We start from the raw sequence: 24474 nt of genomic DNA, 5'->3' as shown, positions 1-24474 counted from the left end.
CGGCTTTCGAGGGTGAGGGGTTGTCGTCGCAACCCGCTAGCACTTCCGCCACATTTCCCCTATATGCTTCGCCGCAATGAATGACACGCTCTATTCCAGCGAGATCTTGCGTCTCGCCGCGGACATTCCGCATATCGGCCGGCTCGACCGCGCCGATGCTTGCGCGCGCCGTGTCTCCCGCCTGTGCGGGTCCGCGGTGGAAGTGAGCGTGCGCCTGGAAAACGATTGCATCGCCGACATCGGTCTCGAGGTGAAGGCCTGCGCGCTCGGCCAGGCCTCGGCCTCGGTGCTGGGTGCCAACGCCATTGGCGCGGCGCTCGACGAGATCGTGGAAGCGCGCGACGCCCTCGCCGCCATGCTGAAGGGCGGTCCGGTGCCCGAAGGCCGCTTCGCCGGTCTCGCCGCGCTGGAGAGCGCTCGTGATTATCCGGCCCGCCATGCCTCCATCCGGCTCGCCTTCGAGGCGGCTGCCGAAGCCTGCGCGCAGGCCACCAGCACCACGACGCTGACCACCGCAACCGGCTAGGGCCGGCGGCGTCTGCATTTGCCGGCAGACACATTCCGCCGGTCCGGAAATTTCCCATTCCGCAAAACTCTTCGTAAACAACCGGCTGAACCCCCGGTGGTCAGGATCATTCCATGAACGAATCCGCGTTCAGACCCTTTAGCGCGATATTGATCGCAGGCGTGCGCGTGTATCGATACACGCTTTCGCCGGTTTTCTATGCGCTCGGCGTGCGTTGCCGCCATGAACCGACATGTTCGGAATATGGCGCCGATTGTGTGCGCAAGCAGGGCGCCTGGCGGGGTATCTGGCTGACGCTGGGCCGCATCGCGCGATGCCGCCCCGGCGGCACCCAGGGCTATGATCCGGCACCGGAAAAACTGCAAGAAGTGCCGTGGTGGGCGCTTCACCGCTTTCGCCATCCGCACGAAGCGGCTAGGAACCCATCAAACAGCCGGTCCGAACAACAGGACAAAGACCAATGATCAACGTAACGCTGCCCGATGGCGCGGTCCGCGAACTTCCCGAGGGCGCCAGCCCCATGGACCTCGCCGAAGGCATTTCCAAATCGCTCGCCAAGAAGGCGATCATCGCCCGCGTCGATGGCCAGGAGTGGGATCTGACGCGCCCGCTCGAAGGCGACGCCCGGGTCGAACTCATCACGCGTGACATGCCGGAAGCCCTGGAAGTGATCCGCCATGATGCGGCTCACGTGCTGGCCCAGGCCGTGCAGGAACTATTCCCTGGCACGCAGGTCACGATCGGCCCGGCGATCGAGGATGGCTTCTATTATGATTTCGCCCGCGACGAACCCTTCTCTACGGAGGATTTCGAAGCGATCGAAAAGCGCATGGCCGAGATCGTCGACCGCGACCTGCCCTTCGAACGCGAAGTCTGGGACCGCAACGAGGCGATCGCCCATTTCAAGAGCATTGGCGAGGACTACAAGGCCGAGCTGATCAGCGATCTGCCGGAAGACGAGGTCATCACGATCTACCGCCAGGGCGACTGGATCGATTTGTGCCGCGGGCCGCACCTGCCCTCGACGGGCGGGATCGGCAAGGCGTTCAAGCTGATGAAGGTCGCCGGTGCCTATTGGCGCGGCGATCATCGCAACGCCATGCTGCAGCGTATCTACGGCACGGCCTGGGCGGACGACAAACAGCTCAAGGCGCACCTTCTTCGCATCGAAGAGGCCGAAAAACGCGATCACCGCAAGGTGGGGCGGCAAATGGACCTCTTCCACATGCAGGAAGAGGCGCGCGGCCAGGTGTTCTGGCACGACAAGGGCTGGACGCTCTATCGCACGCTTGAGAACTACATGCGCCGCCGTCTCGAGGATGCCGGCTATGAAGAGGTCAAGACGCCGGTCCTGATCGACCGCAAGCTGTGGGAAGAATCCGGGCACTGGGACAAGTTTCGCGAGAACATGTTCACGGCGCAGACAGAGGATGGCGAAGTCCTGGCACTCAAGCCGATGAACTGCCCGGCGCACGTACAGATTTTCCGCTCCGGCCAGAAATCCTATCGCGACCTGCCTTTGCGCATGGCCGAGTTCGGCTCCTGCTCGCGTTATGAACCGTCCGGCGCGTTGCACGGGCTGATGCGGGTGCGCGGCTTCGTCCAGGACGATGCCCATATCTTCTGCCTCGAAAACCAGATCGAGAGCGAGACGGCGGCCTTCATCGAGCTTCTGAACTCGGTTTATGCCGATCTCGGCTTCGAGGACTTCATCGTCAAGTTCTCGGACCGGCCGGAAACGCGGGCCGGGTCCGACGAGACGTGGGACAAGGCCGAAAAGGCATTGATGGACGCCACGAAAGCCGCCGGTGTGGAAATGATCCTCAACCCGGGCGAGGGCGCTTTCTACGGGCCCAAGCTGGAATTCGTTCTGCGCGATGCCATCGGCCGCGATTGGCAGTGCGGGACGTTGCAGGTCGATTTCGTCTTGCCCGACAGGCTCGATGCGGAGTTTATCGGCGAGGACAATGACCGGCATCGCCCGGTCATGCTTCACCGCGCCATTCTCGGCTCCTTCGAGCGCTTCATCGGTATCCTGATCGAGAACTATTCGGGCAAGTTCCCGCTCTGGCTGGCACCGCTGCAGGTGGTCGTCGCCACGATCACGTCCGACGCCGACGATTATGCGCTCGAAGTCGCCGAGACGCTGAAAAAGGCCGGGCTGCGCGCGAAGACCGACCTGCGCAACGAGAAGATCAACTACAAGGTCCGCGAACATTCGGTCGGCAAGGTACCGGTCATCGCTGTTGTCGGCATGAAGGAGGCCGAGAACCGGAAGGTGGCCCTCCGTTTCCTCGGGGAAGGCAACAAGCAGCAGGAAATCCTCGATCTCGAGGATGCTGCGGCCCAATTGGCCGAAAACGCCAGCCCGCCCGATCTGAAGCGAGGCTGACGCCGCAATGACAGTCGCCGTTGCCGATAAGGGCCATGCCCGAGCCGGACTGACGGCGGCCATCATGATGGTCTTCGCAGGCCTGTCCGCGATTGCCGGCGGCTTGCCCTTGCCGCCCTTCGTCGCGTTGGGCGGCATCATCGCCTTTCCTTTCAAGGCAGTATTCAATCTGCGCAAGGACCCACCCTGGGAAGCGCTGCTCGGCGCACTCTTCGTCGGCTGGGCTGCCTTGAGCTGGACCTGGTCGCCTTATGATCGTCCCGATCAGGCGATCAAGCTTATTGCAGGGGTGCCGTTTTACGCAGCTTTCGCGTTTGCGATTGCCAAGCTTGAAGGGCGCTGGAAGGCGCGGGTTGAAGCGGCCTTCTTTTTCATGGCGTTTTTTGCCGCGCTTTTCCTGTTCGCCGAATTCGTCAACGGCGGCGATGTCACGACCTCGTACAAGGCTGATGTCGCGAATGTCGACATCAACGATCCGGCCGTTCAGTTCGAGGTTGCTCGCAGTCTCGGACACGGCGTATTGCTGATCGTGTTGTTTACCGGCCCCGCTGCGGCACTTGCCTGGCGCGAGGGCGGGCCGCTGGTCGGCCTGTTATTGCTCGTGATCACCGGCATGACGACGCTGGGCTTCGACATGGCAGTGAACATCGTGGCCTTCCTGATGGGATTGGGGGGCGCGCTGCTGGCCTATTACTGGCCGCGCGGCGCCCTGTCCGCGATTTTCGGGTCGATTGCCGGTTCCTTCGTGGTGACACCGCTAATCCTGCCGCCCATTGCGGCAAGTCTGCCGGAACGTGTCATCGCCATGCTGCCCTTTTCCTGGGAAGCCCGGCTGGCCATCTGGGAGTTTGCCGGCACCCGGCTCTCCGAGCGGCCCTGGCTCGGACTCGGCCTTGACGCTTCGCGGACCATCGAAGGCGTGGAAGTCATGCGCGGGCTCGAGCACCAGCGCTTGCCGCTGCACCCGCACAATGCGCCGATCCATGTCTGGCTGGAAACCGGCGCTTTCGGATCCATCCTGCTTGCCTTCACTCTGGTGATGCTGGGCGGCCGGATCGCCGGCGCCCGCTATCTCTCCCGACTGCAGGCCGCGGCCATCGCCTGGGTCGCGGTTGCCTATTTCTGCTTCATCTTCTTCAGCTACGGCGTCTGGCAGGAATGGCACATGGCCGCGCTGGCCGTCGCAATTGCCGGCACCACCTTCCTGTCCGCCCGGCCACGTGGCGCATGATGAGCGGCACGATATCAGCCATCATGGTGAGCTGGCGCACAGGGCCGGTCTTGATCGACGCCATCAAGGCGGTTCTGGCCGACGATGCGATTGGCGAACTGATCCTCGTCGATCACGATAATCCGGAACATCATCGCGAACAGGTCGATGCGCTCGCCCGGTCCGAATCCCGGCTCAAGATTCTGCGCACCGATGCCAATCTCGGATTCGCCAGGGGCTGCAATCTCGGTGCACGGCAAGCGGTCGGCGAATGGTTGTTTTTCATCAACCCGGATGCCGAGCCCGAGCCCGGGTGTGCCGGGAAACTGGCGGCCGCACTTGCAGATGAGCCGGAAACGGCCCTGGCCGGTGCCCGTGTCCTGAATTCCGACGGCTCCGAGCAGCGCGGTTCACGCCGCCGCGAACTGACGCTGTGGCGCGCCATTGCGAGCTTTTCCGGCCTCGCACGGCTTGGCCTGGCGAAGTCGTTTGGCATGGAGCACGAGGCAGTGCCGGCGGATCCCGCCGAAGTGGCCGCGATCTCTGGAGCCGCCTTTCTCGTTCGGCGATCCGGTTTTGACGTGCTGGGCGGATTCGATGAAACCTTCTTCCTGCACGTCGAGGACATTGATTTGTGCCGGCGAGCGGAACGGGTGTGGTTTGTCCCCGGCGCCGTCGTTCACCATGTCGGCAGTTCGAGCGATGCGCATCCGATTGCCGTGGAATGGGAAAAGGCAAAGGGATTCTTCCGCTATTTCTGGAAATTCGGCGGTGCGGGGGATCGGCTGATCCTGCTGCTGGTGACGCCGATCCTGTTTGCCGCCATCCTCGGCCGCGCCCTGTGGCGCCAGGTGCGAAGCGGCTAGGCCGGAAATCCTCCGGCTTTCGACAGCATTGACTCGACCGGGTGTTTCAGGCCCTCGGTCTCGAGCCATTTCGCGATCTCGATGAGCTTGCCGAGATCGAGACCGGTCTCGAACCCGCCGCGCTCCAGCATGTAGACAACGTCTTCCGTCGCGACATTACCGGTTGCTTTCGGCGCAAAGGGGCAGCCGCCAATCCCGCCCACCGAGGCATCGATCACGTCGACTCCGGCTTCGACGGCCGCATGCACATTGGCGAGCGCCGTGTTGCGGGTATTGTGAAAGTGCATGCGCAATTGCGCATCCGGCGCCACCTTGCGGACGGCGTCGATACGGGCGCGAACATCCCAGGGATTGGCGACACCAATCGTATCGCCGAGCGCGATCTCGACCGCACCGGCCGCTGCTGCGCGCTGTGCCAGCATTGCCACGGTCTCGACCGGCACTTCACCGTCGAACGGATCACCGAACGCCACCGAGATCGTCACCGAAACCGGAACACCATCATCGTGTGTCAGCACAGCGATGCGGTCGAACAGATCGGCGCTTTCCTCCGGCGTGGCGTTCTGGTTGCGTTTGCCGAAGCCTTCGGAGGCGACCATGACGTAATTGACTTCGTCGCACTTGGCCTCGAGCGCGCGCCGCATGCCGCGCTCGTTCAGCGCCAGGCCGATATACTTGACGCCCTTGTCGCGCGGTACGCGGGCCATGACCGCATCTGAATCGGCCATTGCCGGCACCAGTTTCGGATGCACGAAACTGGCCGCTTCCATGCGCCTGACGCCGGCGTCGATCAGCCTTTCGACGAACTCGATCTTCATGTCCGTCGGCATCAGGACCGGATCATTCTGCAAACCGTCCCGGGGGCCGACTTCAACGATTTCAATAGCGCGTGACATCAGCTTCCTTGCTCGCAATTGTGCAGCCGGACGATCAGCACGGTCCGTTCGCCGCGGGAATAATTGTATCCCGCGACTTCCTCACGGGCACAGACTTGGGCATCGAGCCGGGCCAGCGCAAGCGGATCGTCCCCCGACCGCGCGCTATCCTCGATTGACACGACAACGTCGCCGGCCTCGGCAATCGCCTCTACAAGCGCGTCAATCGCCAGCAATCGGGTATCTGTCCCGAGCGCGAAAACCAGGCTTGGTTCGGTATAGCTGGAATAGACCGGCATATCCCGAACGCCGTGACCCGCGGCCATGTCCCTTGCGACACCTGCGACACGCTGTGACAGGTCGAGATCGGGCGTGGCGGGTATCACTACGCCCCGCAACAGGTAATGTCCGCTGATGCTGGCGAACAGCGCAAGGGCAAGCGCAGCATGCGCCCGAATGCGCAGGAGCTCAATCGCCACGCCGACAATGGCGACACCGAAGATCGCTGCCGACATCATGCCGACAAACGGTTCTCCGCCATATGTCGCCGGGCCGAACACCAGGAGTGCGGCAAACCCCGCCGCGCCGGCCAGGCCGAATGCCAAAGACCCCCAACGGCTCCAGGCTGGCGCCGCCCTGTAATACTCCCAGCCGAGCCCGGCGATCAGTGCCAGGGCGGCGTAAAGTGGCAGCGGATAATGCGGCAGTTTGGTCGGCATCAGCTCGAACACGATCCAGGCAGGCGCGATCCAGGCGATCAGGAAGCGCACGGCCTGCGCTCGCTCCTCCGTACCGAGCCAGGCAGCGGCACGGTGCAGGCCGGGCAACAGGAAAAAGCCGAACGGGATCGACAACACGGGCAGCAGGAGCAGGTGATAGCCCGGCCAGCCGCCATGGCCTTCATCGCCGGAAGACAGTTTCGGCGCGAGGTCGTCCAGAAAGGCGCCAAACAGGAAGTTTCCGCCGGTGGCAATCTCGATCGAGATAATCCAGGGCAACACGATCAGGGCAGCCATGACAGGCCCTGGCCAGAAAAGAAGGGGTTTCAGCCATTCGATCCGGCGTTCCCAAGCCACGAGCGCAATTATTGCGAGGCCGGCGATCATCGGGGTGACGGGCCCCTTGACCAGAATCCCCAAGCCCAGCATGGCCCAGAACACCAGCGCCGCGCGCTTCCCGCCACCATGGCGCAATTGTACCAGCGCCGCCATGGCGAGCGTCGTCAGCCCCGCCAGCATCGCATCGGTCTTGGCGATACCGGCTTCCGCTGCCAGCAACGATGACACCGCCAGCATGGCGGCGCCAACGAAGGCGGCCTCACGGTTCATCAGCCGCGTGCCGGCCCAGAAACAGCCGAGCACGGCCAGTATCGCGCCGATCACCGACGGCAGCCGGTAGGCCCAGATCTCGCGGTCGGTGGCGTCCGACAGCAGGCCGACCGTGACCGCCTGCATCCAGTAGATGCCGACCGGCTTCTTGTGTCGCGCATCGTCCTGGAACCGGATATCGATGAAGTCCCCCGTCTCCAGCATCTGCGCGGTAGCCTGCGCGTAGCGGGATTCATCGCGGTCCAGCGGCTGCACGGTAAACACGCCGGCAAGCGCCGCAATTGCTGCCAGCGCCGCAAGGATCCACCAGGCTCTGGGTCCGGAAATGAAGTCCGCCATTTCGCGCGTCCGATCGGGGGTGGAGAAACGCCTCGCACCCTGTTGTAATTCAGGTATGTAACGGGTCAGCGCCCGACCGCAAACCGGCGCTGCCAGAACGGGACCGTGAATGACCGAGACGCCAGATATCTCCGTGGTGGTACCCGCCCACAACGAAGCGGGCAATGTAGCCCAGCTTGCGGCGGAAATCGCCGATGCGTTGTCGGGCCGCCAGTACGAAATGATTTTCGTCGATGATTGTTCGACCGACGAGACCCGCTCGGAACTGGTTGCCGCAAAAAATCGCTTCCCGGCCCTTCGCGTGATTTCCCATCGCCACAATGCCGGCCAGTCACGCTCCTTGCGCACCGGAATCCTCGCAGCGCGAGGCGCAATCATCGGCACGATGGATGGCGACGGCCAGAATCCGCCTGCCGATCTGCCAGCCCTGATTGACGCTCTGACCCGTGCTGACGCACCTGAAAACCTCGTCGTCGTCGGCGGAAGACGGACAAATCGACAGGATTCCGCCTCGAAGAAATTTGCCTCACGGATCGGAAACGGGATCCGCAAGGCCTTGTTGCGTGACGATGCCGACGATACCGGCTGCGGTCTTAAAGCCTTCTACCGTGAGGCTTATCTCGAATTGCCATTCTTCGATCACCAGCACCGGTTTCTATATGCGCTGTTCAAGCGCGAGGGCTATCTGGCGGAGTTTCGTGATGTGGGTCACAGGCCACGCGGCGCCGGAAAATCGAAATATACGAACGTCGGTCGGCTTTTCGCCTCATTGTCTGACATGCTAGGGGTAATGTGGCTGAACTCGCGGGCACGAAACGCCGGGGGTTCGGACGAGCTTTGATAGGAGTGTGTCATGGCCAACGGTGGCGATCAGGGGTTTTTCCTCGGAATGATGGCCAGCCGCCGCGCGCGAGAGCGACGTGCGGCCGGTGAGGATGGTCAGCAAAGAGGGGGTGGAGCCTTGTTTAATATTTTTCCATTGATGATCATTCCGGTGATCATTTATTCGATCGTCGCCCTGATAGGCGGCCAGGAAGCCGTGTCGTCGGTCCTGTTCAGCCTGACCATGGTGTCGGGCGAGGAATGGCAACTCAGCCTCGGTGACATTCTCGTCATCCTCGGCCTCATCTTCCTGTTTATCGAAACGGTGAAGGCGGCCGGGTCCGGCACTGCGACGATCATGAATCACGGTCTGTCGATGCTGGTCTTCGTTGTCTGCCTGGCGCTTTTCCTGCTGGTCGGATCATATGCGACCTCGGTCTTCTTCATCCTGATGTCGATGACGCTGATCGATACGCTGGCAGGCTTCATCATCACCATCGTCGCGGCGCGCCGTGACCTGGCGGTGGCAGAGTAGAAGCGTCGAATTGGATTGGTAGCGCCCGGCGGCCGGTGACGGTGGCCTGGCCCTACGCCAACAGGAAGAGCAGCCCGGCAGCGATGGTCACATCAAGGGCTATGGCCAGCCGGCGCTGAAACACTTCAAACCGGATCATGCGCGCCGCTCCCAGGCCGGGGGCGGCGTTTGCGCGTGGGTCGGGCGCGAATATGCGCGCAGATAGCGGGCGCGTTCGGACATGTCGGCCTTCAGGCCACGCCGTCGCGGTTGTACCGACAATTCATAAGCGGCCGCCGCGGAAATCAGCGTCTCATTGGTGTGGCGCGCCTCTGCCGGGACAACAGAGGGAGACGGGAGATCACGCCGCGGCGGCCGGTCTTGCGAGGTCGTTGCGTCGCTGACCGGCGCAACGCGGGACACGCTGCGGTTCGGAACATAGGTCAGGAGGCCACGAATCGTTGTCATGACCGGTCTATCCGCAAGCCGGATGCCAGCTGTTAAGAGCGGATTAACCGTGTTTCAGGCGCAAAACAGGCCATTTCGGCGCGTCCGCGACCGCACCGTTAAGACTTGCGTAACGAATTGAAACAGTCAGCCACCGGACAATTTATCGATCTTGGCGCGCATTGCATCGAGCTCTGCCCGCATCGCCTTTAGTTCCGCGCTGTCCTCGCCGTCGCCGGACGATTCCGGTGCGTCTGAGGCTGCGTTTTCACCGGCCAGATACGGGTTGAACATCTGCATGGCCTGGCCAAACATTTCCATGTTGCGGCGGGTCTGTTCCTCGAAGGCTTCCATCATCGCCTGTGGCGAATGGATCGAGCCGGAAAACCGTTCCCGCATTGCTTCGTGCTGCTGGGCGAAGGCTTCCATGGTTGCCTGCAGATAGCTCGGTACGACCGCTTGCAGGCTGTCGTCGTAATATTGGATCAATTGCCGCAGGAAAGGCAGGGGCAGCAGGTTCTCGCCGCGGGCTTCTTCTTCGAAAATGATCTGGCTAAGGACGCCATGCGTCAGGTCCTCGCCGGATTTCGCATCCACCACGGTAAAATCCGTGCCGTCCTTCACCAGCTTTCGCACGTATTCCAGGGTTACGTACTGGCTGGTGGACGTGTCATAGAGCCGTCGGTTCGCATACTTCTTGATGACGATTGTGTCCGCAGCATTTTCTTTCCTGCTCATGACCGGCGAACTCCTTTAAAAGGCATCCATGCGCTGCTATACGCCGGAGAGGCGAACACGCACGGAGCGATTGCGCGGGGATAATTGCTTTCCTTGGCGATTGCTGCAAGCGCGTGACGCAACTGCAGGAAAACAGACCGCTAGCGGATAGGGCAGGGATATGGGACGCAGAGCTTTGGTAACGGGCGGCACCCGTGGCATCGGTGCGGCGATTGCGATGAAGCTGAAAGACGCCGGATACGACGTCGCCGCCAATTATGCCGGCAATGACGAGAAGGCCAGGGAATTCAGTGACAAAACCGGCATTCCCGCCTTCAAATGGGATGTCGGCGACTATGACGCCTGTGTTGCCGGCCTTGCCGAGGCTGCCGAGGCCCAGGGCGGTCCGCTCGAGGTTTTGGTCAATAATGCCGGCATTACCCGTGACGGCATGTTCCACAAGATGACGCCCGAACAATGGAATGACGTCATCCGGGTCGACCTGACCTCGCTTTTCAACATGACACGGCCGGTGATCGACGCCATGCGCGAGAACGGCTTCGGCCGGATTGTCAATATTTCGTCGATCAACGGCCAGAAGGGCCAGATGGGACAGGTCAACTATTCGGCCGCCAAGGCCGGCGTCATCGGTTTCACCAAGGGTTTGGCGCAGGAAACCGCGCGAAAGGGCATTACGGTGAATTGCGTGGCCCCCGGTTATATCGACACCGACATGGTGGCTGCCGTACCGGAGGCTGTGCTTCAGAACATCATTGGCGGTATTCCGGTGAACCGGCTCGGCAAGGCCGAGGAGATTGGTGCCGCAGTGGTCTATCTGTGCAGCGACGATGCCGGATTCGTCACCGGTGCGACGCTCGCTGCCAATGGCGGCCAGTACGTCTCCGGTTAGCATTTGCGCCCTAATTTCGCCCTTCTGGGCAGGCATTCAGGGATCAATGATAACGCGCAGAATCCTCCTCGCGGCCTTGCTGTCCGGCACGGTCAGCAGCGTTCCGGCTGCCTGGGCAGGCGCTGACAATCCGCTACGTCAGCGGCGCAGCCGCCGCAGCGAAGTGCCGGATGTTGCCGAGTTTCACCGTCAGGACGGCCGTCGCGGTTTTGTCCTCGACCGGTCCAGCGAGAACTGGTTGCTCAAGCCCCTCGACGCTGACGAAGTGCTCGTCCTGGTGCCGCAGCGCGCGCCGAATGGCGGCACCAGCTTCGAGACCGATTGGGGCGAGGAGATTATCCGGGTCTCCTCGATCGGAGCGATCACCTATTATCCCGAAGACCAGCCCAACGGTGTCATTGCCGAGCTCTGGGAGCCGGCGCGCGCGATCGCGTTGCCGTCGGCCGATGTCGATGCCCTGCGCGAACGCTCGGCGCGCGCAGCGCATCAACTTGCCGCGATCATGGGCCGTCCCGTCCAGGTCGAGTACGGAGCGGCGCCACGCGACGGTCTCGGCCTGATGGTTGACGCCATCGACCTCGCCGTGACCGGCATCGAGCGCGCACGTTCAGCCGGTGCCACACTGGATTTTCTCCAGAGGCTGAAAATCGCGCCATCCGACTGGGTGGACATGACCGTCGCCGATGATCTCCTGATGATACGCGTCAATCCGCTATCAGGTTATGCCGGACGCCCGTCCTCGACACGTATTGCGCGTTATCTCGTCGCCTACGAGACGCCGTCCTGAGGCGACCAGCCCGGCACCGCCAGCTCGAAACCGTCGAACTCGAAACCCGGCGCCACGGTGCATCCGACCAGCGTCCACTCGCCGAGACTTTGTGCGCTCTGCCAGGCCTGAGCCGGCACGACCGCTTGCGGCCGTTGACCGGCGCGAAGGTCGGTGCCGAGCGTGTGGATGCGTTCGTGCCCGTCCACCGATATCGAGAGCTGCAGCGGGCCACCGGCATACCAGTGCCAGACTTCGGCCGCGTCGACACGATGCCAGTGTGACCGCTCGCCCTTGTCGAGCAGGAAATAGATCGCGGTCGAAAAGGCGCGGCCGTCACCGGCGTCATCACGGAACATCTCGCGGAACCAACCGCCTTCCGGATGCGGTGAGAGCGAGAGCGTCCGGATGATTTCTTCGACCGTCAAAACCGGTCCTTCCGCGCACGAACCTCGGCAAACACGTCCACCGGTCCGGAGCCTTCAAGCCCGATTGATTGCGCCAGGGTGGGATCATCGGGTCGCAGGAAGGGATTGGCCGCCTTCTCCTTTCCTATGCTGGTCGGCACGGTGGGCAGGCCAATGGCACGCTTCTCGCCGACCTCCCGCGCATAGTCCGCGAGTGCCGGATTGTCGGGATCGACGCTCCGCGCAAAAGCGGCATTGGCCTGCGTATACTCGTGCGCACAATAGATCACGGTATCGTCCGGCCAGGCGCGCAGGCGCGACAGGCTTTGCCACATATCCCCGGGTGAACCCTCGAACAGCCGGCCGCAACCGAGCGCGAACAGCGTGTCGCCGACAAAGGCAACCCGGTCCGCCGCGAAATGGTAGACGACATGGCCGAGCGTGTGCCCCGGCGTATGGATGACGTTGGCGACATGCACGCCGAGCGTTACCCGGTCGCCATCCGCAACCCAGTGGTCGACGTCCGTGATGCGATGGCGGTCATAGATCGGTGCATAAACAGTCGCACCGGTCGCCGCCTTCAGGGCGGCATTGCCACCGGCATGGTCGAAATGATGGTGGGTGTTCCAGATCTGGGTAATGGTCCAGCCCGCTTCGGACGCCGCCTTCAGATAGGCATCGGCGTCGGGTGTATCGATCGCCGCCGTCTCGCCGCTCTCGGAATCATGCACCAGAAAACCGTAATTGTCGGACAGGCAGGGAAACTGCCGGATCTCCAGATTACGCATCAAAACCGTTTCCTTGTTCCAACGGGCTGTTAGCCTAGGACCACCAGATTGACATGTCCGAAGCCTGATTGGAAACCGCCCCCATGCGCACGGATGCGCTTCAGATCGACCAATTCTATCGGACCGAGCAGGGTCGCGCCGCCAGTGCCATGATCGCCCGCCGGCTGAACGCCCTGTGGCCGCAGCTCGACAATTACGATGTCCTGGCGATCGGCTATGGCCCGCCATTGCTTGACGGGTGGGGGCAAAAGGCGCGCCGCCGGCTGGCCTTCATGCCCGCCGAACAGGGAGCGGTTCGCTGGCCCGGCGGTCGACCGTCCCGTACCGTACTCGGCGAGGAAACCCACTTGCCGTTCCGTGACGCCATGTTCGATCGCGTCCTGCTGGTGCACGCCCTCGAGGAATCGCTTTCGCCGGCGCATCTGCTGCGCGAGCTGTGGCGGATAACGGCACCGCAAGGGCGGGTGGCGCTAATCGCACCCAATCGCGCCGGACTGTGGGCACGCGTCGAGGCCACGCCATTCGGTCATGGGCGGCCGTTCTCGCGCGGCCAACTTGCACGTCTCCTCGACGATGCCGCCTTTACCCCGACAGCCTGGTCTCGTGCGCTCTTCGCTCCGCCTTGGAAATGGGCGTGCAAGGGAGATCGCGCGCTCAGCTGGGAACGAGTCGGCGAAAAACTCATGCCGAAACTGGGCGGGCTTATCCTGACCGAGGCGATCAAGAACACCGGTGCACTCACGCCCAGGCGGGTCCGTCCTGCGCGCGTTCGGTTGCCCGGACTTGAAGGCGCCCCCGCCCCCGCGCTATCTCCTCGCCAAACCCGGCGAGAGGAATAATGACATGACGCTGCAACCGCGCCCCGGCATTCTGGACATCAAACCCTACAAGCCGGGGGCCGCGGACGCGCCCGGAATTGCCAATCCGGTGAAGCTGTCGTCCAATGAGAACCCGATGGGCTGCTCGCCGAAGGCGCGCGCGGTCTTTGAGGCGGCATCGCGCAAGCTGAACCTCTATCCGGATGGCGGGGCGACCCGCTTGCGTGAAGCCATTGCCGACGCCAATGGGATTGATGCTGACCGCATCGTTTGCGGCACCGGCTCCGACGAGCTGCTGCAGCTGCTCGGCCGCGCCTACCTGGCGCCGGGCGACAAGGTCGTGCAGTCGCAATACGGCTTCCTGGTCTACCGGCTGGTAGCGATGCAATCGGGTGCCGAACTGGTCAGCGCGCCGGAAAGGGATCTGACTACCGATGTCGACGCAATCATCGAGGCTGCAGGTGACGATGCCCGCATCGTCTTCATCGCCAATCCCAACAATCCGACCGGCACCTATGTTTCGCACGATGATATCCGTAGACTGCGCGAAGCCCTTCCGGAGACGACACTGCTCGTCGTCGACGAGGCCTATGCCGAATATGTCGACGAGCCGGACTACGAAACCGCATTTGATCTTGCGCGCGAGTACGACAACATCGTCGTTACACGCACTTTCTCGAAGATTCACGGTCTCGCCGGTGTCCGTCTGGGCTGGGCTTATGCCGACGCGTCGATCATCGACGTGCTGAACCGGGTGCGCGGACCCTTCAACGTCAATCTGCCGGCTATCGAGGCCGGCATTGCCGCAATCAAGGATGCCGATTTCCAGCAGCGTTCCGCCGAGCACAATCGGCACGGTCTCGCTTTCATGCGGCAGCAACTTGGCGGACTCGGCCTGGAGGTCACGCCGAGCGTCTGCAATTTCGTGCTGGTGCATTTTCCCGAGACGCCCGGGAAGACGGCCGCCGAGGCCGATGCATTTCTCACCAAACGCGGGCTGATCGTGCGGCCGGTCGCGGCATACGGCTTGCCCAATGCGCTTCGCATCACGATCGGCCTTGACGATGAGAACCGCAAGGTCGCCGATGCGCTGGCCGAATTCATGGCCTAGGGCAGGATCGGCCCGGAATCCCCGAGCCTGACCGGCCCGAAATAGACGCCACCATTGCGGAAGGAGAGCGGGATGGATGTCCCGTTGTCGGAGCGCGGGGCCGATTGTGCTACCAGCCGCATCGCGCCCGCGTTTTCCTGCGACACCGCTCCGGATTCTATCATCGCGTCCACGACCGCTTCCGGATCGAGAAGGCTCAGACTGATGCGCCCCGTCGGCCGCAATTGCGGATCCAGCGACAATTGCCCTTCAGCCTCGAGATCGAGCCGGCCCCAATCGATGTTGAACGCACGAAGTGTGTACTCGCCGGACGCTCCCGACCAGGTCGCCAGATTGGCGGATTGCGCCAGGATTGGCCATTCCGACACGCTGAAGTCCGCTTGCAGCAGCGTGATCCGGTCGCCGAACGAACGCGAGAGAATGGGATCGATCCGGTCCGCTGCGAGAGTCACATCTTCGAGCTGTGCCTGCACTGCAAGCTCGCCGCTCTCGCTTGTCGCAGCGCTAAGCCGGACCTGACCCGCCGCTGTCACCGGCGGTCTTCCGCTGCCGATCGCGGCAATTTCAAGCGCATCAATGCTGGCGCCAATGCGTTGCGTGACGCCGCCCCGGCCGGAAAAGCTGAACCGTGCCTCTTCCGCCATGAACGCCAGGCCCTCGCCATTCCGCGAAAACTCCAGGCTGTCGCCCAGCGATACGATCCAGTGCTGGAAATCATAGGGCAGCGCGTTGGCCTCGAACCGGTCGAGCGCCAGCCGCCAGCCGCCTTCGCTTTCCGGCGCGCGGACGATCAAGCCTTCCGTGGAGACCGAAAACCGGTAGGGAAATCCGCCAATACGAACATTGGCGTGCTCGATCTGGAACCCGGCCGCGAGCTGCTCCGCTTCCCACTCTGTCACATATCGCTCGATCTGCCCGCGCGCCACAAACCAGTAGGCAGTGTAGATGAGCAGCACGACCACAATGGTCAGAACGGGAAACGCAAAACGTTTGGGCATGGAAATTCCTGGTTGGACGGCGCTAGGACCGGCTATCGCGCAACTCGCGTGTTCCCTTCTCAATACGCGATTGCAGCGTCTGCATGAAGCTGTCCCGTGACATTCCAGGTGCAATCGGTTCGAGGAATTGGATGACCGCCTTGCCGGGCCGCCGCACAATGCCGCGTCCCGCCCAGAAGTCGCCACTGTCCAAAGCGACCGGTACGCAAGGGACATTCATGGCCCCATAGAGGCCGGCGACGCCGGGCTTGAGGTCCGTGAATTCGCCCGGTGCCATCCGCGTGCCTTCCGGGAAAATGAGGATCTGCCGCCCGTCCTCGGCGCGGCTTCGGGCATCGCGCAGCATCTTGCGCAACGCTTTGGCTGCGGCGCCGCGATCGACGACGATATTGCCCAGCTTGACGGCGAACCAGCCGAAGACAGGCAGCAAGGAAAGCTCCTTCTTCAGAATGATCGCCGGATCATCGAGGATCTGCCAGAAGGCCTGGGTTTCCATCATGCTTTCATGACGCGAGGCAATCAGCGCACCGCCTTCGGGCAGGTTCTCGCGCCCGCGCACTTCATAACTCTGGCCGCAGATCACTTTGAGGCCGCCGAATACCAGCGTCAGCCAGAACCGGAACACCGCGCGCGACCAGCTGCGCGGCAACAACAACAGCCAGATCACTGCAAAGCCGATGATCATCATCGTGCCGTACATCCAGAGCACGAATAGCAGCGACCGCAAAAGCGTGATCGGCCCAGCAGGTTTCATTCCCCGTCTCCCGAGAAGGCGCCGCGCATCATCTCGCGCATGAAGACCGCTGCGAATTTGAGATATTCCAGCACCCAGCGGCGTGCGGCCGTCGCGTTGTGCCAGGGGCGCGGCGAAGCGACCGGAAAGGCGATCAACACGCGATCCGGCATGACCGCCCGCAATTCAAGGATCGACCGTGGAATGTGATAATCCGACGTCACAACGATTATCCGGTCGAATGCGTGAGCCTCGGCCCATTCCAGCGCTTCGCGGGCATTTCCGACGGTGTCGGTGGCTTCGCGACCGAGGTCGATGCAACAGGCAAACAGGGCCGGGTCGATATCGGCCGTGCTGCGCAGAGCCTCGGCCGTGACAGACGGATTGACGCCGGAAACCAGCAGCCGCCGCCCCGCGCCGTCCTCGAGCAGGGATACCGCCCGTTGAAGCCGGCCTTCGCCGCCGGTCAGTGCGATGATTCCGTCGGCTTCGAGCCGGGCAGGCGGATCGAGCGCGGAGACATGCCCGGCATAGCCGGCGAATCCCGCCAGAACGCCAAACACAATGAGAAATGCCAGCCCCGAGAACCAGCTTCCGGTATCCGCACGCCTACGTGCCATTGCGATATCGCCTCTTATTGCTCACCAACGCTTACGCAATTCCTCTTTTACCGCCAGCCGCGCCGACAGTGCGGCGACAAACCCGGCAAGAAACGGGGCGGCGGCGAGCGCCGCGATTTCGAACGGCGCAAAAATCAGCTCCGGAAGGAAATAGAGCGCATCGGCATTACTTCCTCCCACCGCCACCAGAATCGCGATCAGGGCGGCAAATCCGGCTCCCGCCAGCCCGGCCTTGAGACCAAGCGCGAAAAAGCGCCGCTGGAACAGGCCGGCGACATATCCGTCTGTCGCGCCCACAATATGCAGGGCGTCTGCGACATCCTGCCGTGCAGCCAGCGACGCACGCGCAGCAAAGGCAATCACCGCCGCAGCGGCGCCAAGGATCAGCAAAAGCAAGCCGATCGCCAGAAGCCGCGCCAGCTGGCCGGCCCGCGCAACCGCATCACTCCAGCGCCCGTGATCGTCGATGTCTGCTGCGATACCGGCGGCTTCCAGTGTTGCGGCCATGTCCTCGATCGGCAGGATATCGATATCGGCCAACTCGACATCGATCAGCAGCGGGACCGGCAGGTCCGCAGGCAGGCCGCCGGAACCGAACCAGGGTTCGAGCAGCGCTTCGGATGCGGCCCGATCGCGCGGCGTTGCCGAAGCGATTCCGGGCAGGTCCGCGATCAGTGCAGCCGCGCGCGCGGCATCGTCCGCCGCGTCGCGATCGGCCGCCGGCCGGATCTGCACCGTCAGGGATCCCTCCAGATCGCTCATCCAGCGCTCGCTTGATGTCCAGGCCCCGCGGGCACCCAAGGCGGCTAGGCAAGCGAGGAACACCAGGATGGCGGCGACGGCAAACAGCGGACGATCGCGCCCCGAATCCGGAGGCAGCAGGGGTGAATTGCCGCCCGCAGGAGGCGGCGGGACGTGCGGCGTTTCCTCGCTCATGCTGCACGCTCCCGGTAGGTCAGCCGGCCATCGGCCAGCGTCATCACCGGCGCTTCCAGCGCGCGGACCAATGCCAGATCATGCGTTGCGATCAACACGGTCGTACCCAGCCTGTTGAGCTCCACGAACAGTCGTAACAGGCGCCGCGCCATGTCGGGATCGACATTGCCGGTGGGTTCGTCGGCAATCAGCAATTCCGGCTGATTGACCACTGCGCGCGCGATGGCCACACGTTGCTGTTCGCCTCCCGAAAGGGTTGCCGGGCGAGAATCCATGTGGTGGGCGAGCCCCACCCAGCTGATAAGCTCCGCAATGTCTTCGGCGTAGTCCGATCGCTTCTGTCCGGCGACGCGCAATGGCAGGGCGACATTCTCGAATACGCTCAAATGTTCGAGCATCCGGAATTCCTGGAACACGACGCCGATCCGCCGGCGCAAGTCCGGGAGGTCCTTTCGCCGCAACGCGGCAGTGTCGAATCCGAAATGTTCGACAACGCCGCGCGAGGCCTTGTGCGCCATGTAGATCAGCCGCAGCAATGAGGTTTTCCCGGCCCCGGACGGGCCCGTCAGGAAGGTGAAACTGCCACGTTCGAGTTCGAACGAAACGTCTTTCAGGATTTCGGGACCGCGCCCGTAGCGCATGCCAACGGCGTCGAAGCGGACAATCACCTCGGATTCACTTTGTGGAAAGGGGTTCGCGCCAGTTTCGGTCAAAGTATTTCCCGCAGCTGCGGCTGCCTCAAACAGTGAATCGGACCCGCATGATACTGAGCTGTCCGAGTTGTGACACGCGTTATCGCGCAAATCCGTCGGCCATTGGCATCAATGGGCGCCGGGTGAAGTGTGCTGCGTGCGGGCATATCTGGACCGCGCGGAATGAGGACGAGCCGGTTCTTGAAGCGATCGATCCGATCCCGGCCGCGCCGGAACCGGAGCCCGAGCCCGTTCAGGAGATCGAACCGGCGGCGCCGAAAGCCGTCCACCGGGCGTTTCGCGAACGTGCTGAACAGCGCCGACAGCTGCAGATCAAGAAAGCTGCGGCCGGCGCCTGGGGTGGCGTCGGCGTGGCCGTCGCCGGCGCGTTGCTCGTGGGCGTGTTGTTTCGTGCGGACATTGTCAGCGTATGGCCGCAAGCGTCCAGCGCGTATGCGGCCGTCGGTCTTGAGGCGAATGCCTATGGCATGGCCATCGACACGCTGGAAATCGAACGCGGTGAAGAGCATGGCATCCCCACCGTGGTCCTGACCGGAGAAATTCGCAATATCGACCGTCAGGCGCGTCCCGCTCCGCCGCTTCAGGCGCGGCTGCTGTCGGAAACCGGCGCCGCTGTTCTGGAATGGACCGTGATTGTCGAGGGCGAGGCATTGGCGCCCGGCGAACGGCGGGCGTTTACGTCGGTCGTGGCTGATCCGCCCGCGACGGCACGGGAAGTCGAAATCACGCTCGCGGGTCTGACCGCTGCGGAGGGCGATCACCCGGACCCGGTCGCCGAAACGCAACATGCTGAAGCCACAGCTTCGGAAGCGGACAATCACCATTAGGCGTCAGGATCCGAACCGGTCCAGCAGACGTTCGATATAGTCGAGCTCGTCCTGGTCGAGTCCTTGCTCTGCCGCGCGCTCGCGTAATTCCTCCAGGATCTCGCGGGCTCGCAAGCGTTCGGCTTCATCGGGAATTTCAACGCCAGAGCCGTCCGAGAACCCACCGGAATCCCTTGGCCGCCCGAGCGGATCGGTGTCGCCCTCATTGCCGGCCTGTTGCGCGTCCTGAGCCCGTTCGAGCAGATTCTGCGCCAGCCGTTCGGCGCCGTCGCGAAGCGATTGCAGCGCTTGTTCCTGTTGACCGACAGCGCCTTGTGCATCGCCGTTTTCAAGGGCCTCTTCCGCGCGCCGCATGGCGTCGGCCGCATCGCCGAAGCTTTCACCGCTCTCACCGGGAAGCGCCTGCGCCAGCGAGTCCAGCCGCTGCGCCAGATCGCCCTGTGCATCGGCCAGCGCCTGCGTACCCGGCGTATTGGCGCCCGGCTGCGCATTTTGATCGGGGCTCTGGCCCATTTGTGAACCGTCTTCACTGCCCGGTTGACCGGGTTGGCCGGGTTGACCCTGGCTTTGACCTTGCTGCCCGCCCTCTGCCTGCTCGAATGTCTCGTCCTGCAATTGGCGCTGTTCACCGATCACGTCGCCCAGTTCTTCGAGGGCCTCCCGCATCGCTTCGCTGATCTCGTCGGATCTTTCGCCATCTCCCTGGCCCTGTTGCAGCGTCAGCTCCAGGTTTCGCAGCAATTCGCCGAGCGATTGCAGGGCGTCGCGGGCATTCGCGGTATCACCCAGCTCGGCGGCATCGCGAAGCGCTTCGAGCAATTCCTGCAGGCCTTGCGTATCGAGCTGGTTATTGCCGCCCTGGCCTTCGGCCACCCGGCCTTCCTCGGCCGCTTCGCGGGCGAGCGCGGCAAGGTAATTGTCCATCGCCTGCTGATAGGCATCGAACAAGGGTGCCAGCTCGGTTTCGTCGGCACCACGCGCGAGCGCTTCCATCAATGCGCGTTCGGCAGCGCGCAAGGCACGCTCGGCATCGGCGAGCGAGCCCAGTTCGGCCCGCAGCGCGATCTGCCAGAGATTATCCTCGATTGGCCCGACCTCGTCGAAGGAACGCGCCCGCCGAAGCCGGTGCAACTCACTGCGAAGACCGAGAAACACCATCCGGTCCTCGAAGAAATAGGCCGGTGCATCGGTAATCGCATCGAGGGCGCGCGCGACCGATTGCAAGGCTTCCGATGCGCGCTCGATGCGCCGTTCGGGCTCGTCACCCTGGAAGGGCGGCAGCGCCTGCACGTCTTCCATGTCGAGTGACGGTCTTTCGGGCAGCGGCGAATACTGCCGGGGTGCGGCGATCACGATGCGGCGTTGCTCCGATACGGCGCGGGCCAGCGGGTCGAGAAAGACGCGCGCCGGCAGGGTGAGGGCGATACTGGGCGAGCGGCCGGTATTGCCGCCGCCATCCTGCGCCGCGATGCGTAAATCGACGCGCGACCCGGCCAGTTCATGACGCGCCGTTGAGATCACTGCGGTGAAGCCCGCGTCCGATCGCGTGAAATCGGTCGGCTCTACTGTGATCACCGACCAGTCGGCACTGGCGTCACCTTCCGGCCGGAACTCCACCTGGAAATCGGTGGCGCCATAATCATCCTCGACCGTGAATTCGAGGGTCAGCTCGCCATCGACATTCGCTTCGGGGTTGGCAATGATCCTGACGTCGGGCGCCGTGTCGGGAATGGCCTCAATGCGGTAGGCGGCGCGTTCGCGACCCGCCCGCAAGGTCACGACTGCGCTGTCGTCAATCACCAGATGACTTTGCCACACACCATCGCCGATAGACCGGTTCTCGGCACGTTCACGGCCATTTCGCAGGCTCGGCGCGCGGCGGATGCCGGCCGTGCGGACCACGAGTTCCGATCCGGCCGGGGCGCGCGCCTCGGTCTGCCCGTCCAGGAAGAAGATCGGCGCGAGCCCGGTATAGGCGGGCGGGTTCAGCCAGATATCGACCTGTGCGATTTCAACACCGCGATAGACAGGTGCGAGGCCGAAACTCTCGAACAGGCGCCCGCGCGCCAGGTCTCCGGCTGAAATCCAGCCCGCAAAAATCACGACCAGGACAGCTCCGCGCAAGCCCCAGCCATCAGCGCGGGCCCAAGCCGCATGCGGCCGCCGTGCGAAGGCGCCGCGCAGCCGCTCGGCCATGCGCTGCTGGTGCGCCGCCCAGACCGCCTCGTCTTCGGCCGTCGGTTTCGCGGGCCGGTCCGCTAGCGCTTCATGCGGGCGCGCTGAAATTCCGGAATCCGCTTCAACACGCCGCGCTGCAGCCTCGGTATCCGGCCAGTTGATCGTCTGCCACCGACGCCAGCCGATCCAGACCGCGGCGCCGACCACGCCGGCATAGGTGATTGCGCGCCACGGATCGCCCAGCTGGTCCCACAGACCGAAGACCGAAACCGCGGCATACAGGCCAATCAGCAGGACACCCGGCCACAACACCGGTGCCAGCGTCTCCCAGTAAAGCGCGAGTCGCGCTTGTATCAGAGGCCAGAGTCTCATGCGTGCAAGGCTATCACGTCACGCCGCAAGGCATAGCCGGACCTGCATTACATCTTGGTGATCTAGCGATCTTCGCTGGGCTGTTCCGGTCCGCTCCACACGGGTGGCGGACGCTCCAGCTCACCGCGCAATCCGCATCCTGCGACACTCAGCCCGCCGATGATGACAATCAGTGTGACAAGCTTCTTCATTGACCCTGTCTCTCCTTCAGGCGCGCGGACCAGTGCTCGGCCTGTTCTTTTACGCGCACCGGCGCCGTTCCGCCATAGCTGGTGCGGCTTTCCATGGAGGCGCGCGCCGACAGCACCGAAAAAACGTCATCCGTGAGGTCGGGCTCGACCGTTTTCATCTCGTCGAGCGAAAGGCCGGACAACGGCACGTTTCGCGCTTCCGCCAGTTTCACGAGACTTCCGGCGATGTGGTGCGCATCGCGGAACGGCTTGCCGAGTTCGCGGACCACGAAATCGGCAAGATCGGTCGCATCCGAATAGGCTTCACCGGCCGCCTCGGCCATCGCGTCGGTGTTAAACGACAGATCGGCGGCCATGCCCGCCATTGCGGCCAGCGCGAGCTCGAGATCGTCGATCGCCTGGAACACCGGCGCCTTGTCTTCCTGCAGATCTTTGGAATAGGCCAGCGGCAGGCCCTTCACCACGATGATCAGCGTCTGCAGTGCGCCAGCAATCCGGCCGGGCTTTGCGCGTACCAGCTCGGCCGCATCCGGATTGCGTTTCTGCGGCATGATCGACGAACCGGTCGACCACGCATCCGACAGCGCGGCGAAATTGAACCGTTTCGAGGTCCAGAGCACGATCTCCTCGGCGAAGCGCGACAGATTGGTGGCACAGATCGCAGCCGCCGCAAGCACTTCCAGAGCGAAATCGCGGGTGGCCACGGCATCTAGAGAATTCGCCATCGGCCGGTCGAACCCGAGCGCTTCGGCGGTTTGCGCGCGATCAATGGGAAACGCGGTGCCGGCCAGTGCAGCGGCGCCAAGCGGGCATTCATTCAGCCGGCGCCTGGCATCGGCAAACCGGCCGCGATCACGCTCCGCGGCCTCGACCCAGCACAACAGGTGATGGCCAAGGCTGACCGGTTGCGCGGTTTGCAGATGGGTAAAGCCGGGCATCACGGTACCGGCGTGGGACTGTGCCTGGGCGACGAGCGCGGCCTGGTAGGCGGACAGGTGAGCGTCGATGCGGTCGCAGGCGGCGCGCAGCCAGAGCCGGAAATCGGTTGCCACCTGGTCATTGCGCGAACGTGCCGTGTGAAGGCGCCCCGCCGCTTCGCCGACAAGGTCGCGCAGCCGCGCTTCGATATTCATGTGGATGTCTTCCAGCGCCGCGCTCCAGCGGGCTTCGCCGCGCTCGACTTCACCGCTGATCGTCAGCAACCCGCTTTCGATGGCCTCCGCATCCTTGCTTGAAATGATACCCGTTGCGGCCAACATTCGGGCATGGGCAAGGGAGCCGGCAATGTCCTCCAGCGCCATGCGCTGATCGACATCGATCGAGGCATTGATGGTTTCCATGATCTCCGAGGGAGAGCCGCTGAAACGGCCTCCCCACAGCGCATTGGTGTTTTTTCCGTCCGTCATGGCCGGGTCCAGTCGTGAAAGGGTTCAGCGATGCAGGCATCGCATATCAAGTTCGGCATTATCACTTGCACGGTCATTTTGGTCGCGGCAATCGCCTATGTGCTGTTTTCCGGTATGCAGGGACCGCCGCCCACGGGCCTTGCCAGCTATGCCAGGGGCGAAATGTCGGCGTTCCAGACGCTGGAAAGCCCGCCGCCGCGCCCGGCCCATACTTTCATCGACCCCGCCGGCACCGAGCACACGCTCGCCGATTTCGAGGGCCAGGTTCTGCTGGTCAATTACTGGGCAACCTGGTGCGCGCCCTGCATTGTCGAGATGCCGGCGCTGGACGAGTTACAGGCGCGCTATGGCAGCGAGGATTTCCAGGTGGTGACGATCAGCGCCGACCGCCGGATCGAGGAAGCAGAACGCTTCTTCCAGGAAACCGGGCTGCAGCACCTGCCGATCTATCACGACAATTCCTTTGCCGGTCCCACGGCGGTCGGGGCGAGGGGTCTGCCGATCTCGATCATCTATAATCGCCGCGGCGTGGAGATGGGGCGCATGCCGCGGGATGCGGAATGGAATTCGGAAGACGCCCACGCGCTCGTCGAAGCGGCGATCCAAATGGGAGGCTAGGATCGCCAACGAAAAAGGGCTCCGGCATGCCGGAGCCCTTGATCGT

Annotated in this window: 27 protein-coding genes; 13 read left to right on the top strand and 14 right to left on the bottom strand. The window is 63.3% G+C overall.

Annotation, left to right across the window (positions count from 1 at the left end; genetic code table 11):
* Positions 1 to 76: 76 nt before the first annotated feature.
* From ACOOFN_RS04525 to ACOOFN_RS04505, 5 genes are all read left to right on the top strand, one after another.
* The gene (locus ACOOFN_RS04525) at positions 77 to 526 is read left to right on the top strand and encodes an iron-sulfur cluster assembly scaffold protein (RefSeq protein ID WP_420434110.1); all 450 of its coding nucleotides are present in this window, start codon (positions 77 to 79) and stop codon (positions 524 to 526) included.
* 113 nt (positions 527 to 639) lie between these two features.
* Complete coding sequence (gene yidD / locus ACOOFN_RS04520; RefSeq protein WP_420434108.1) at positions 640 to 990, top strand: membrane protein insertion efficiency factor YidD; 351 nt, start codon at positions 640 to 642, stop codon at positions 988 to 990.
* Positions 987 to 2918, top strand: a complete 1932-nt coding sequence (gene thrS, locus ACOOFN_RS04515) for a threonine--tRNA ligase (protein ID WP_420434106.1) — start codon at positions 987 to 989, stop codon at positions 2916 to 2918. Before yidD ends, thrS begins: the two co-directional genes overlap by 4 nt.
* Positions 2919 to 2925: 7 nt before the next feature.
* Positions 2926 to 4149 carry an O-antigen ligase family protein gene (locus ACOOFN_RS04510; protein ID WP_420434104.1) on the top strand — a complete coding sequence of 408 codons (1224 nt, stop codon included), beginning with the start codon at positions 2926 to 2928 and terminating at the stop codon, positions 4147 to 4149.
* Positions 4146 to 4994 (top strand): glycosyltransferase family 2 protein, encoded by an 849-nt coding sequence (locus tag ACOOFN_RS04505; RefSeq protein ID WP_420434102.1) that lies wholly within the window; start codon positions 4146 to 4148, stop codon positions 4992 to 4994. Before ACOOFN_RS04510 ends, ACOOFN_RS04505 begins: the two co-directional genes overlap by 4 nt.
* Here ACOOFN_RS04505 and ACOOFN_RS04500 read toward each other — a convergent pair.
* Positions 4991 to 5890 (bottom strand): hydroxymethylglutaryl-CoA lyase, encoded by a 900-nt coding sequence (locus tag ACOOFN_RS04500; protein ID WP_420434100.1) that lies wholly within the window; start codon positions 5888 to 5890, stop codon positions 4991 to 4993. The genes ACOOFN_RS04505 and ACOOFN_RS04500 overlap by 4 nt on opposite strands.
* Positions 5890 to 7536, bottom strand: a complete 1647-nt coding sequence (locus ACOOFN_RS04495) for an ArnT family glycosyltransferase (RefSeq protein ID WP_420434098.1) — start codon at positions 7534 to 7536, stop codon at positions 5890 to 5892. Before ACOOFN_RS04495 ends, ACOOFN_RS04500 begins: the two co-directional genes overlap by 1 nt.
* Before the next feature lie 109 nt (positions 7537 to 7645).
* Between ACOOFN_RS04495 and ACOOFN_RS04490 the strand changes: the two genes are divergently transcribed.
* Together ACOOFN_RS04490 and ACOOFN_RS04485 are read left to right on the top strand one after the other, a co-directional pair.
* Positions 7646 to 8377 (top strand): glycosyltransferase family 2 protein, encoded by a 732-nt coding sequence (locus ACOOFN_RS04490; protein ID WP_420434096.1) that lies wholly within the window; start codon positions 7646 to 7648, stop codon positions 8375 to 8377.
* Positions 8378 to 8389: 12 nt separating this feature from the next.
* Positions 8390 to 8893, top strand: a complete 504-nt coding sequence (locus ACOOFN_RS04485) for a hypothetical protein (protein WP_420434094.1) — start codon at positions 8390 to 8392, stop codon at positions 8891 to 8893.
* A 135-nt stretch (positions 8894 to 9028) separates the two neighbouring features.
* Here the strand turns inward: ACOOFN_RS04485 and ACOOFN_RS04480 are convergent, their stop codons facing one another.
* Complete coding sequence (locus tag ACOOFN_RS04480; protein WP_420434092.1) at positions 9029 to 9340, bottom strand: hypothetical protein; 312 nt, start codon at positions 9338 to 9340, stop codon at positions 9029 to 9031.
* Between the two features lie 126 nt (positions 9341 to 9466).
* Positions 9467 to 10057, bottom strand: a complete 591-nt coding sequence (gene phaR, locus ACOOFN_RS04475) for a polyhydroxyalkanoate synthesis repressor PhaR (RefSeq protein WP_420434090.1) — start codon at positions 10055 to 10057, stop codon at positions 9467 to 9469.
* A 160-nt stretch (positions 10058 to 10217) separates the two neighbouring features.
* Between phaR and phbB the strand changes: the two genes are divergently transcribed.
* Both phbB and ACOOFN_RS04465 read left to right on the top strand, forming a co-directional pair.
* Positions 10218 to 10946: an acetoacetyl-CoA reductase gene (phbB, locus tag ACOOFN_RS04470; protein ID WP_420434088.1), complete on the top strand. Its 729-nt coding sequence runs from the start codon at positions 10218 to 10220 to the stop codon at positions 10944 to 10946.
* Positions 10947 to 10992: 46 nt separating this feature from the next.
* Positions 10993 to 11733, top strand: a complete 741-nt coding sequence (locus ACOOFN_RS04465) for a DUF4908 domain-containing protein (RefSeq protein WP_420434086.1) — start codon at positions 10993 to 10995, stop codon at positions 11731 to 11733.
* Here ACOOFN_RS04465 and ACOOFN_RS04460 read toward each other — a convergent pair.
* Complete coding sequence (locus ACOOFN_RS04460) at positions 11715 to 12140, bottom strand: cupin domain-containing protein (protein ID WP_420434084.1); 426 nt, start codon at positions 12138 to 12140, stop codon at positions 11715 to 11717. The two genes, ACOOFN_RS04465 and ACOOFN_RS04460, sit on opposite strands and share 19 nt — an antisense overlap.
* Positions 12137 to 12907: a hydroxyacylglutathione hydrolase gene (gloB, locus tag ACOOFN_RS04455; RefSeq protein ID WP_420434082.1), complete on the bottom strand. Its 771-nt coding sequence runs from the start codon at positions 12905 to 12907 to the stop codon at positions 12137 to 12139. Before gloB ends, ACOOFN_RS04460 begins: the two co-directional genes overlap by 4 nt.
* Positions 12908 to 12990: 83 nt before the next feature.
* Between gloB and ACOOFN_RS04450 the strand changes: the two genes are divergently transcribed.
* Together ACOOFN_RS04450 and hisC are read left to right on the top strand one after the other, a co-directional pair.
* Positions 12991 to 13746, top strand: a complete 756-nt coding sequence (locus ACOOFN_RS04450; protein WP_420434080.1) for a class I SAM-dependent methyltransferase — start codon at positions 12991 to 12993, stop codon at positions 13744 to 13746.
* Positions 13747 to 13750: 4 nt separating this feature from the next.
* The gene (gene hisC, locus ACOOFN_RS04445) at positions 13751 to 14836 is read left to right on the top strand and encodes a histidinol-phosphate transaminase (protein ID WP_420434078.1); all 1086 of its coding nucleotides are present in this window, start codon (positions 13751 to 13753) and stop codon (positions 14834 to 14836) included.
* Here the strand turns inward: hisC and ACOOFN_RS04440 are convergent.
* From ACOOFN_RS04440 to ftsE, 5 genes are all read right to left on the bottom strand, one after another.
* Positions 14833 to 15762 carry a DUF2125 domain-containing protein gene (locus tag ACOOFN_RS04440; RefSeq protein WP_420435009.1) on the bottom strand — a complete coding sequence of 310 codons (930 nt, stop codon included), beginning with the start codon at positions 15760 to 15762 and terminating at the stop codon, positions 14833 to 14835. The two genes, hisC and ACOOFN_RS04440, sit on opposite strands and share 4 nt — an antisense overlap.
* Positions 15763 to 15856: 94 nt before the next feature.
* Positions 15857 to 16588 (bottom strand): lysophospholipid acyltransferase family protein, encoded by a 732-nt coding sequence (locus ACOOFN_RS04435; RefSeq protein ID WP_420434076.1) that lies wholly within the window; start codon positions 16586 to 16588, stop codon positions 15857 to 15859.
* Positions 16585 to 17187, bottom strand: a complete 603-nt coding sequence (locus ACOOFN_RS04430; protein ID WP_420434074.1) for a YdcF family protein — start codon at positions 17185 to 17187, stop codon at positions 16585 to 16587. Before ACOOFN_RS04430 ends, ACOOFN_RS04435 begins: the two co-directional genes overlap by 4 nt.
* Before the next feature lie 21 nt (positions 17188 to 17208).
* Positions 17209 to 18123, bottom strand: a complete 915-nt coding sequence (locus ACOOFN_RS04425) for a cell division protein FtsX (RefSeq protein WP_420434072.1) — start codon at positions 18121 to 18123, stop codon at positions 17209 to 17211.
* Positions 18120 to 18788 (bottom strand): cell division ATP-binding protein FtsE, encoded by a 669-nt coding sequence (gene ftsE / locus ACOOFN_RS04420; protein WP_420435007.1) that lies wholly within the window; start codon positions 18786 to 18788, stop codon positions 18120 to 18122. Before ftsE ends, ACOOFN_RS04425 begins: the two co-directional genes overlap by 4 nt.
* A gap of 95 nt (positions 18789 to 18883) precedes the next feature.
* Between ftsE and ACOOFN_RS04415 the strand changes: the two genes are divergently transcribed.
* Positions 18884 to 19663, top strand: coding sequence for an MJ0042-type zinc finger domain-containing protein (locus tag ACOOFN_RS04415; protein WP_420434070.1), 780 nt, complete (start codon positions 18884 to 18886; stop codon positions 19661 to 19663).
* A gap of 3 nt (positions 19664 to 19666) precedes the next feature.
* On the opposite strand, the gene ACOOFN_RS04410 is transcribed toward ACOOFN_RS04415, so the two are convergent.
* From ACOOFN_RS04410 to argH, 3 genes are all read right to left on the bottom strand, one after another.
* The gene (locus tag ACOOFN_RS04410) at positions 19667 to 22213 is read right to left on the bottom strand and encodes a DUF4175 domain-containing protein (RefSeq protein WP_420434068.1); all 2547 of its coding nucleotides are present in this window, start codon (positions 22211 to 22213) and stop codon (positions 19667 to 19669) included.
* A gap of 62 nt (positions 22214 to 22275) precedes the next feature.
* Entirely contained in the window at positions 22276 to 22404 is a 129-nt protein-coding gene (lptM, locus tag ACOOFN_RS04405) for an LPS translocon maturation chaperone LptM (RefSeq protein WP_420434066.1), read from the bottom strand.
* Positions 22401 to 23810 (bottom strand): argininosuccinate lyase, encoded by a 1410-nt coding sequence (argH, locus tag ACOOFN_RS04400; RefSeq protein WP_420434064.1) that lies wholly within the window; start codon positions 23808 to 23810, stop codon positions 22401 to 22403. The genes lptM and argH overlap by 4 nt, the downstream gene beginning before the upstream one ends.
* Positions 23811 to 23840: 30 nt before the next feature.
* Here argH and ACOOFN_RS04395 point away from each other — a divergent pair, with 30 nt between their 5' ends.
* Positions 23841 to 24428 (top strand): TlpA family protein disulfide reductase, encoded by a 588-nt coding sequence (locus ACOOFN_RS04395; RefSeq protein WP_420434062.1) that lies wholly within the window; start codon positions 23841 to 23843, stop codon positions 24426 to 24428.
* Positions 24429 to 24474 lie beyond the last annotated feature (46 nt).

This window comes from Hyphobacterium sp., from assembly GCF_965217055.1.
Lineage (GTDB): Bacteria > Pseudomonadota > Alphaproteobacteria > Caulobacterales > Maricaulaceae > Hyphobacterium.
Note: the sequence above shows the minus strand (reverse complement) of the source record. Positions and strands in the feature narration are given on the sequence as shown.

Excerpts from the sequence above, each read along its gene's own strand:
- ACOOFN_RS04525 (WP_420434110.1), top strand. The coding sequence starts at position 77 with ATGAATGACACGCTCTATTCCAGCGAGATCTTGCGTCTCGCCGCGGAC.
- yidD (WP_420434108.1), top strand. The coding sequence starts at position 640 with ATGAACGAATCCGCGTTCAGACCCTTTAGCGCGATATTGATCGCAGGC.
- thrS (WP_420434106.1), top strand. The coding sequence starts at position 987 with ATGATCAACGTAACGCTGCCCGATGGCGCGGTCCGCGAACTTCCCGAG.
- ACOOFN_RS04510 (WP_420434104.1), top strand. The coding sequence starts at position 2,926 with ATGACAGTCGCCGTTGCCGATAAGGGCCATGCCCGAGCCGGACTGACG.
- ACOOFN_RS04505 (WP_420434102.1), top strand. The coding sequence starts at position 4,146 with ATGATGAGCGGCACGATATCAGCCATCATGGTGAGCTGGCGCACAGGG.
- ACOOFN_RS04500 (WP_420434100.1), bottom strand. The coding sequence starts at position 5,890 with ATGTCACGCGCTATTGAAATCGTTGAAGTCGGCCCCCGGGACGGTTTG.
- ACOOFN_RS04495 (WP_420434098.1), bottom strand. The coding sequence starts at position 7,536 with ATGGCGGACTTCATTTCCGGACCCAGAGCCTGGTGGATCCTTGCGGCG.
- ACOOFN_RS04490 (WP_420434096.1), top strand. The coding sequence starts at position 7,646 with ATGACCGAGACGCCAGATATCTCCGTGGTGGTACCCGCCCACAACGAA.
- ACOOFN_RS04485 (WP_420434094.1), top strand. The coding sequence starts at position 8,390 with ATGGCCAACGGTGGCGATCAGGGGTTTTTCCTCGGAATGATGGCCAGC.
- ACOOFN_RS04480 (WP_420434092.1), bottom strand. The coding sequence starts at position 9,340 with ATGACAACGATTCGTGGCCTCCTGACCTATGTTCCGAACCGCAGCGTG.
- phaR (WP_420434090.1), bottom strand. The coding sequence starts at position 10,057 with ATGAGCAGGAAAGAAAATGCTGCGGACACAATCGTCATCAAGAAGTAT.
- phbB (WP_420434088.1), top strand. The coding sequence starts at position 10,218 with ATGGGACGCAGAGCTTTGGTAACGGGCGGCACCCGTGGCATCGGTGCG.
- ACOOFN_RS04465 (WP_420434086.1), top strand. The coding sequence starts at position 10,993 with ATGATAACGCGCAGAATCCTCCTCGCGGCCTTGCTGTCCGGCACGGTC.
- gloB (WP_420434082.1), bottom strand. The coding sequence starts at position 12,907 with ATGCGTAATCTGGAGATCCGGCAGTTTCCCTGCCTGTCCGACAATTAC.
- ACOOFN_RS04450 (WP_420434080.1), top strand. The coding sequence starts at position 12,991 with ATGCGCACGGATGCGCTTCAGATCGACCAATTCTATCGGACCGAGCAG.
- hisC (WP_420434078.1), top strand. The coding sequence starts at position 13,751 with ATGACGCTGCAACCGCGCCCCGGCATTCTGGACATCAAACCCTACAAG.
- ACOOFN_RS04435 (WP_420434076.1), bottom strand. The coding sequence starts at position 16,588 with ATGAAACCTGCTGGGCCGATCACGCTTTTGCGGTCGCTGCTATTCGTG.
- ACOOFN_RS04430 (WP_420434074.1), bottom strand. The coding sequence starts at position 17,187 with ATGGCACGTAGGCGTGCGGATACCGGAAGCTGGTTCTCGGGGCTGGCA.
- ACOOFN_RS04425 (WP_420434072.1), bottom strand. The coding sequence starts at position 18,123 with ATGAGCGAGGAAACGCCGCACGTCCCGCCGCCTCCTGCGGGCGGCAAT.
- ACOOFN_RS04415 (WP_420434070.1), top strand. The coding sequence starts at position 18,884 with ATGATACTGAGCTGTCCGAGTTGTGACACGCGTTATCGCGCAAATCCG.
- ACOOFN_RS04410 (WP_420434068.1), bottom strand. The coding sequence starts at position 22,213 with ATGAGACTCTGGCCTCTGATACAAGCGCGACTCGCGCTTTACTGGGAG.
- lptM (WP_420434066.1), bottom strand. The coding sequence starts at position 22,404 with ATGAAGAAGCTTGTCACACTGATTGTCATCATCGGCGGGCTGAGTGTC.
- argH (WP_420434064.1), bottom strand. The coding sequence starts at position 23,810 with ATGACGGACGGAAAAAACACCAATGCGCTGTGGGGAGGCCGTTTCAGC.
- ACOOFN_RS04395 (WP_420434062.1), top strand. The coding sequence starts at position 23,841 with ATGCAGGCATCGCATATCAAGTTCGGCATTATCACTTGCACGGTCATT.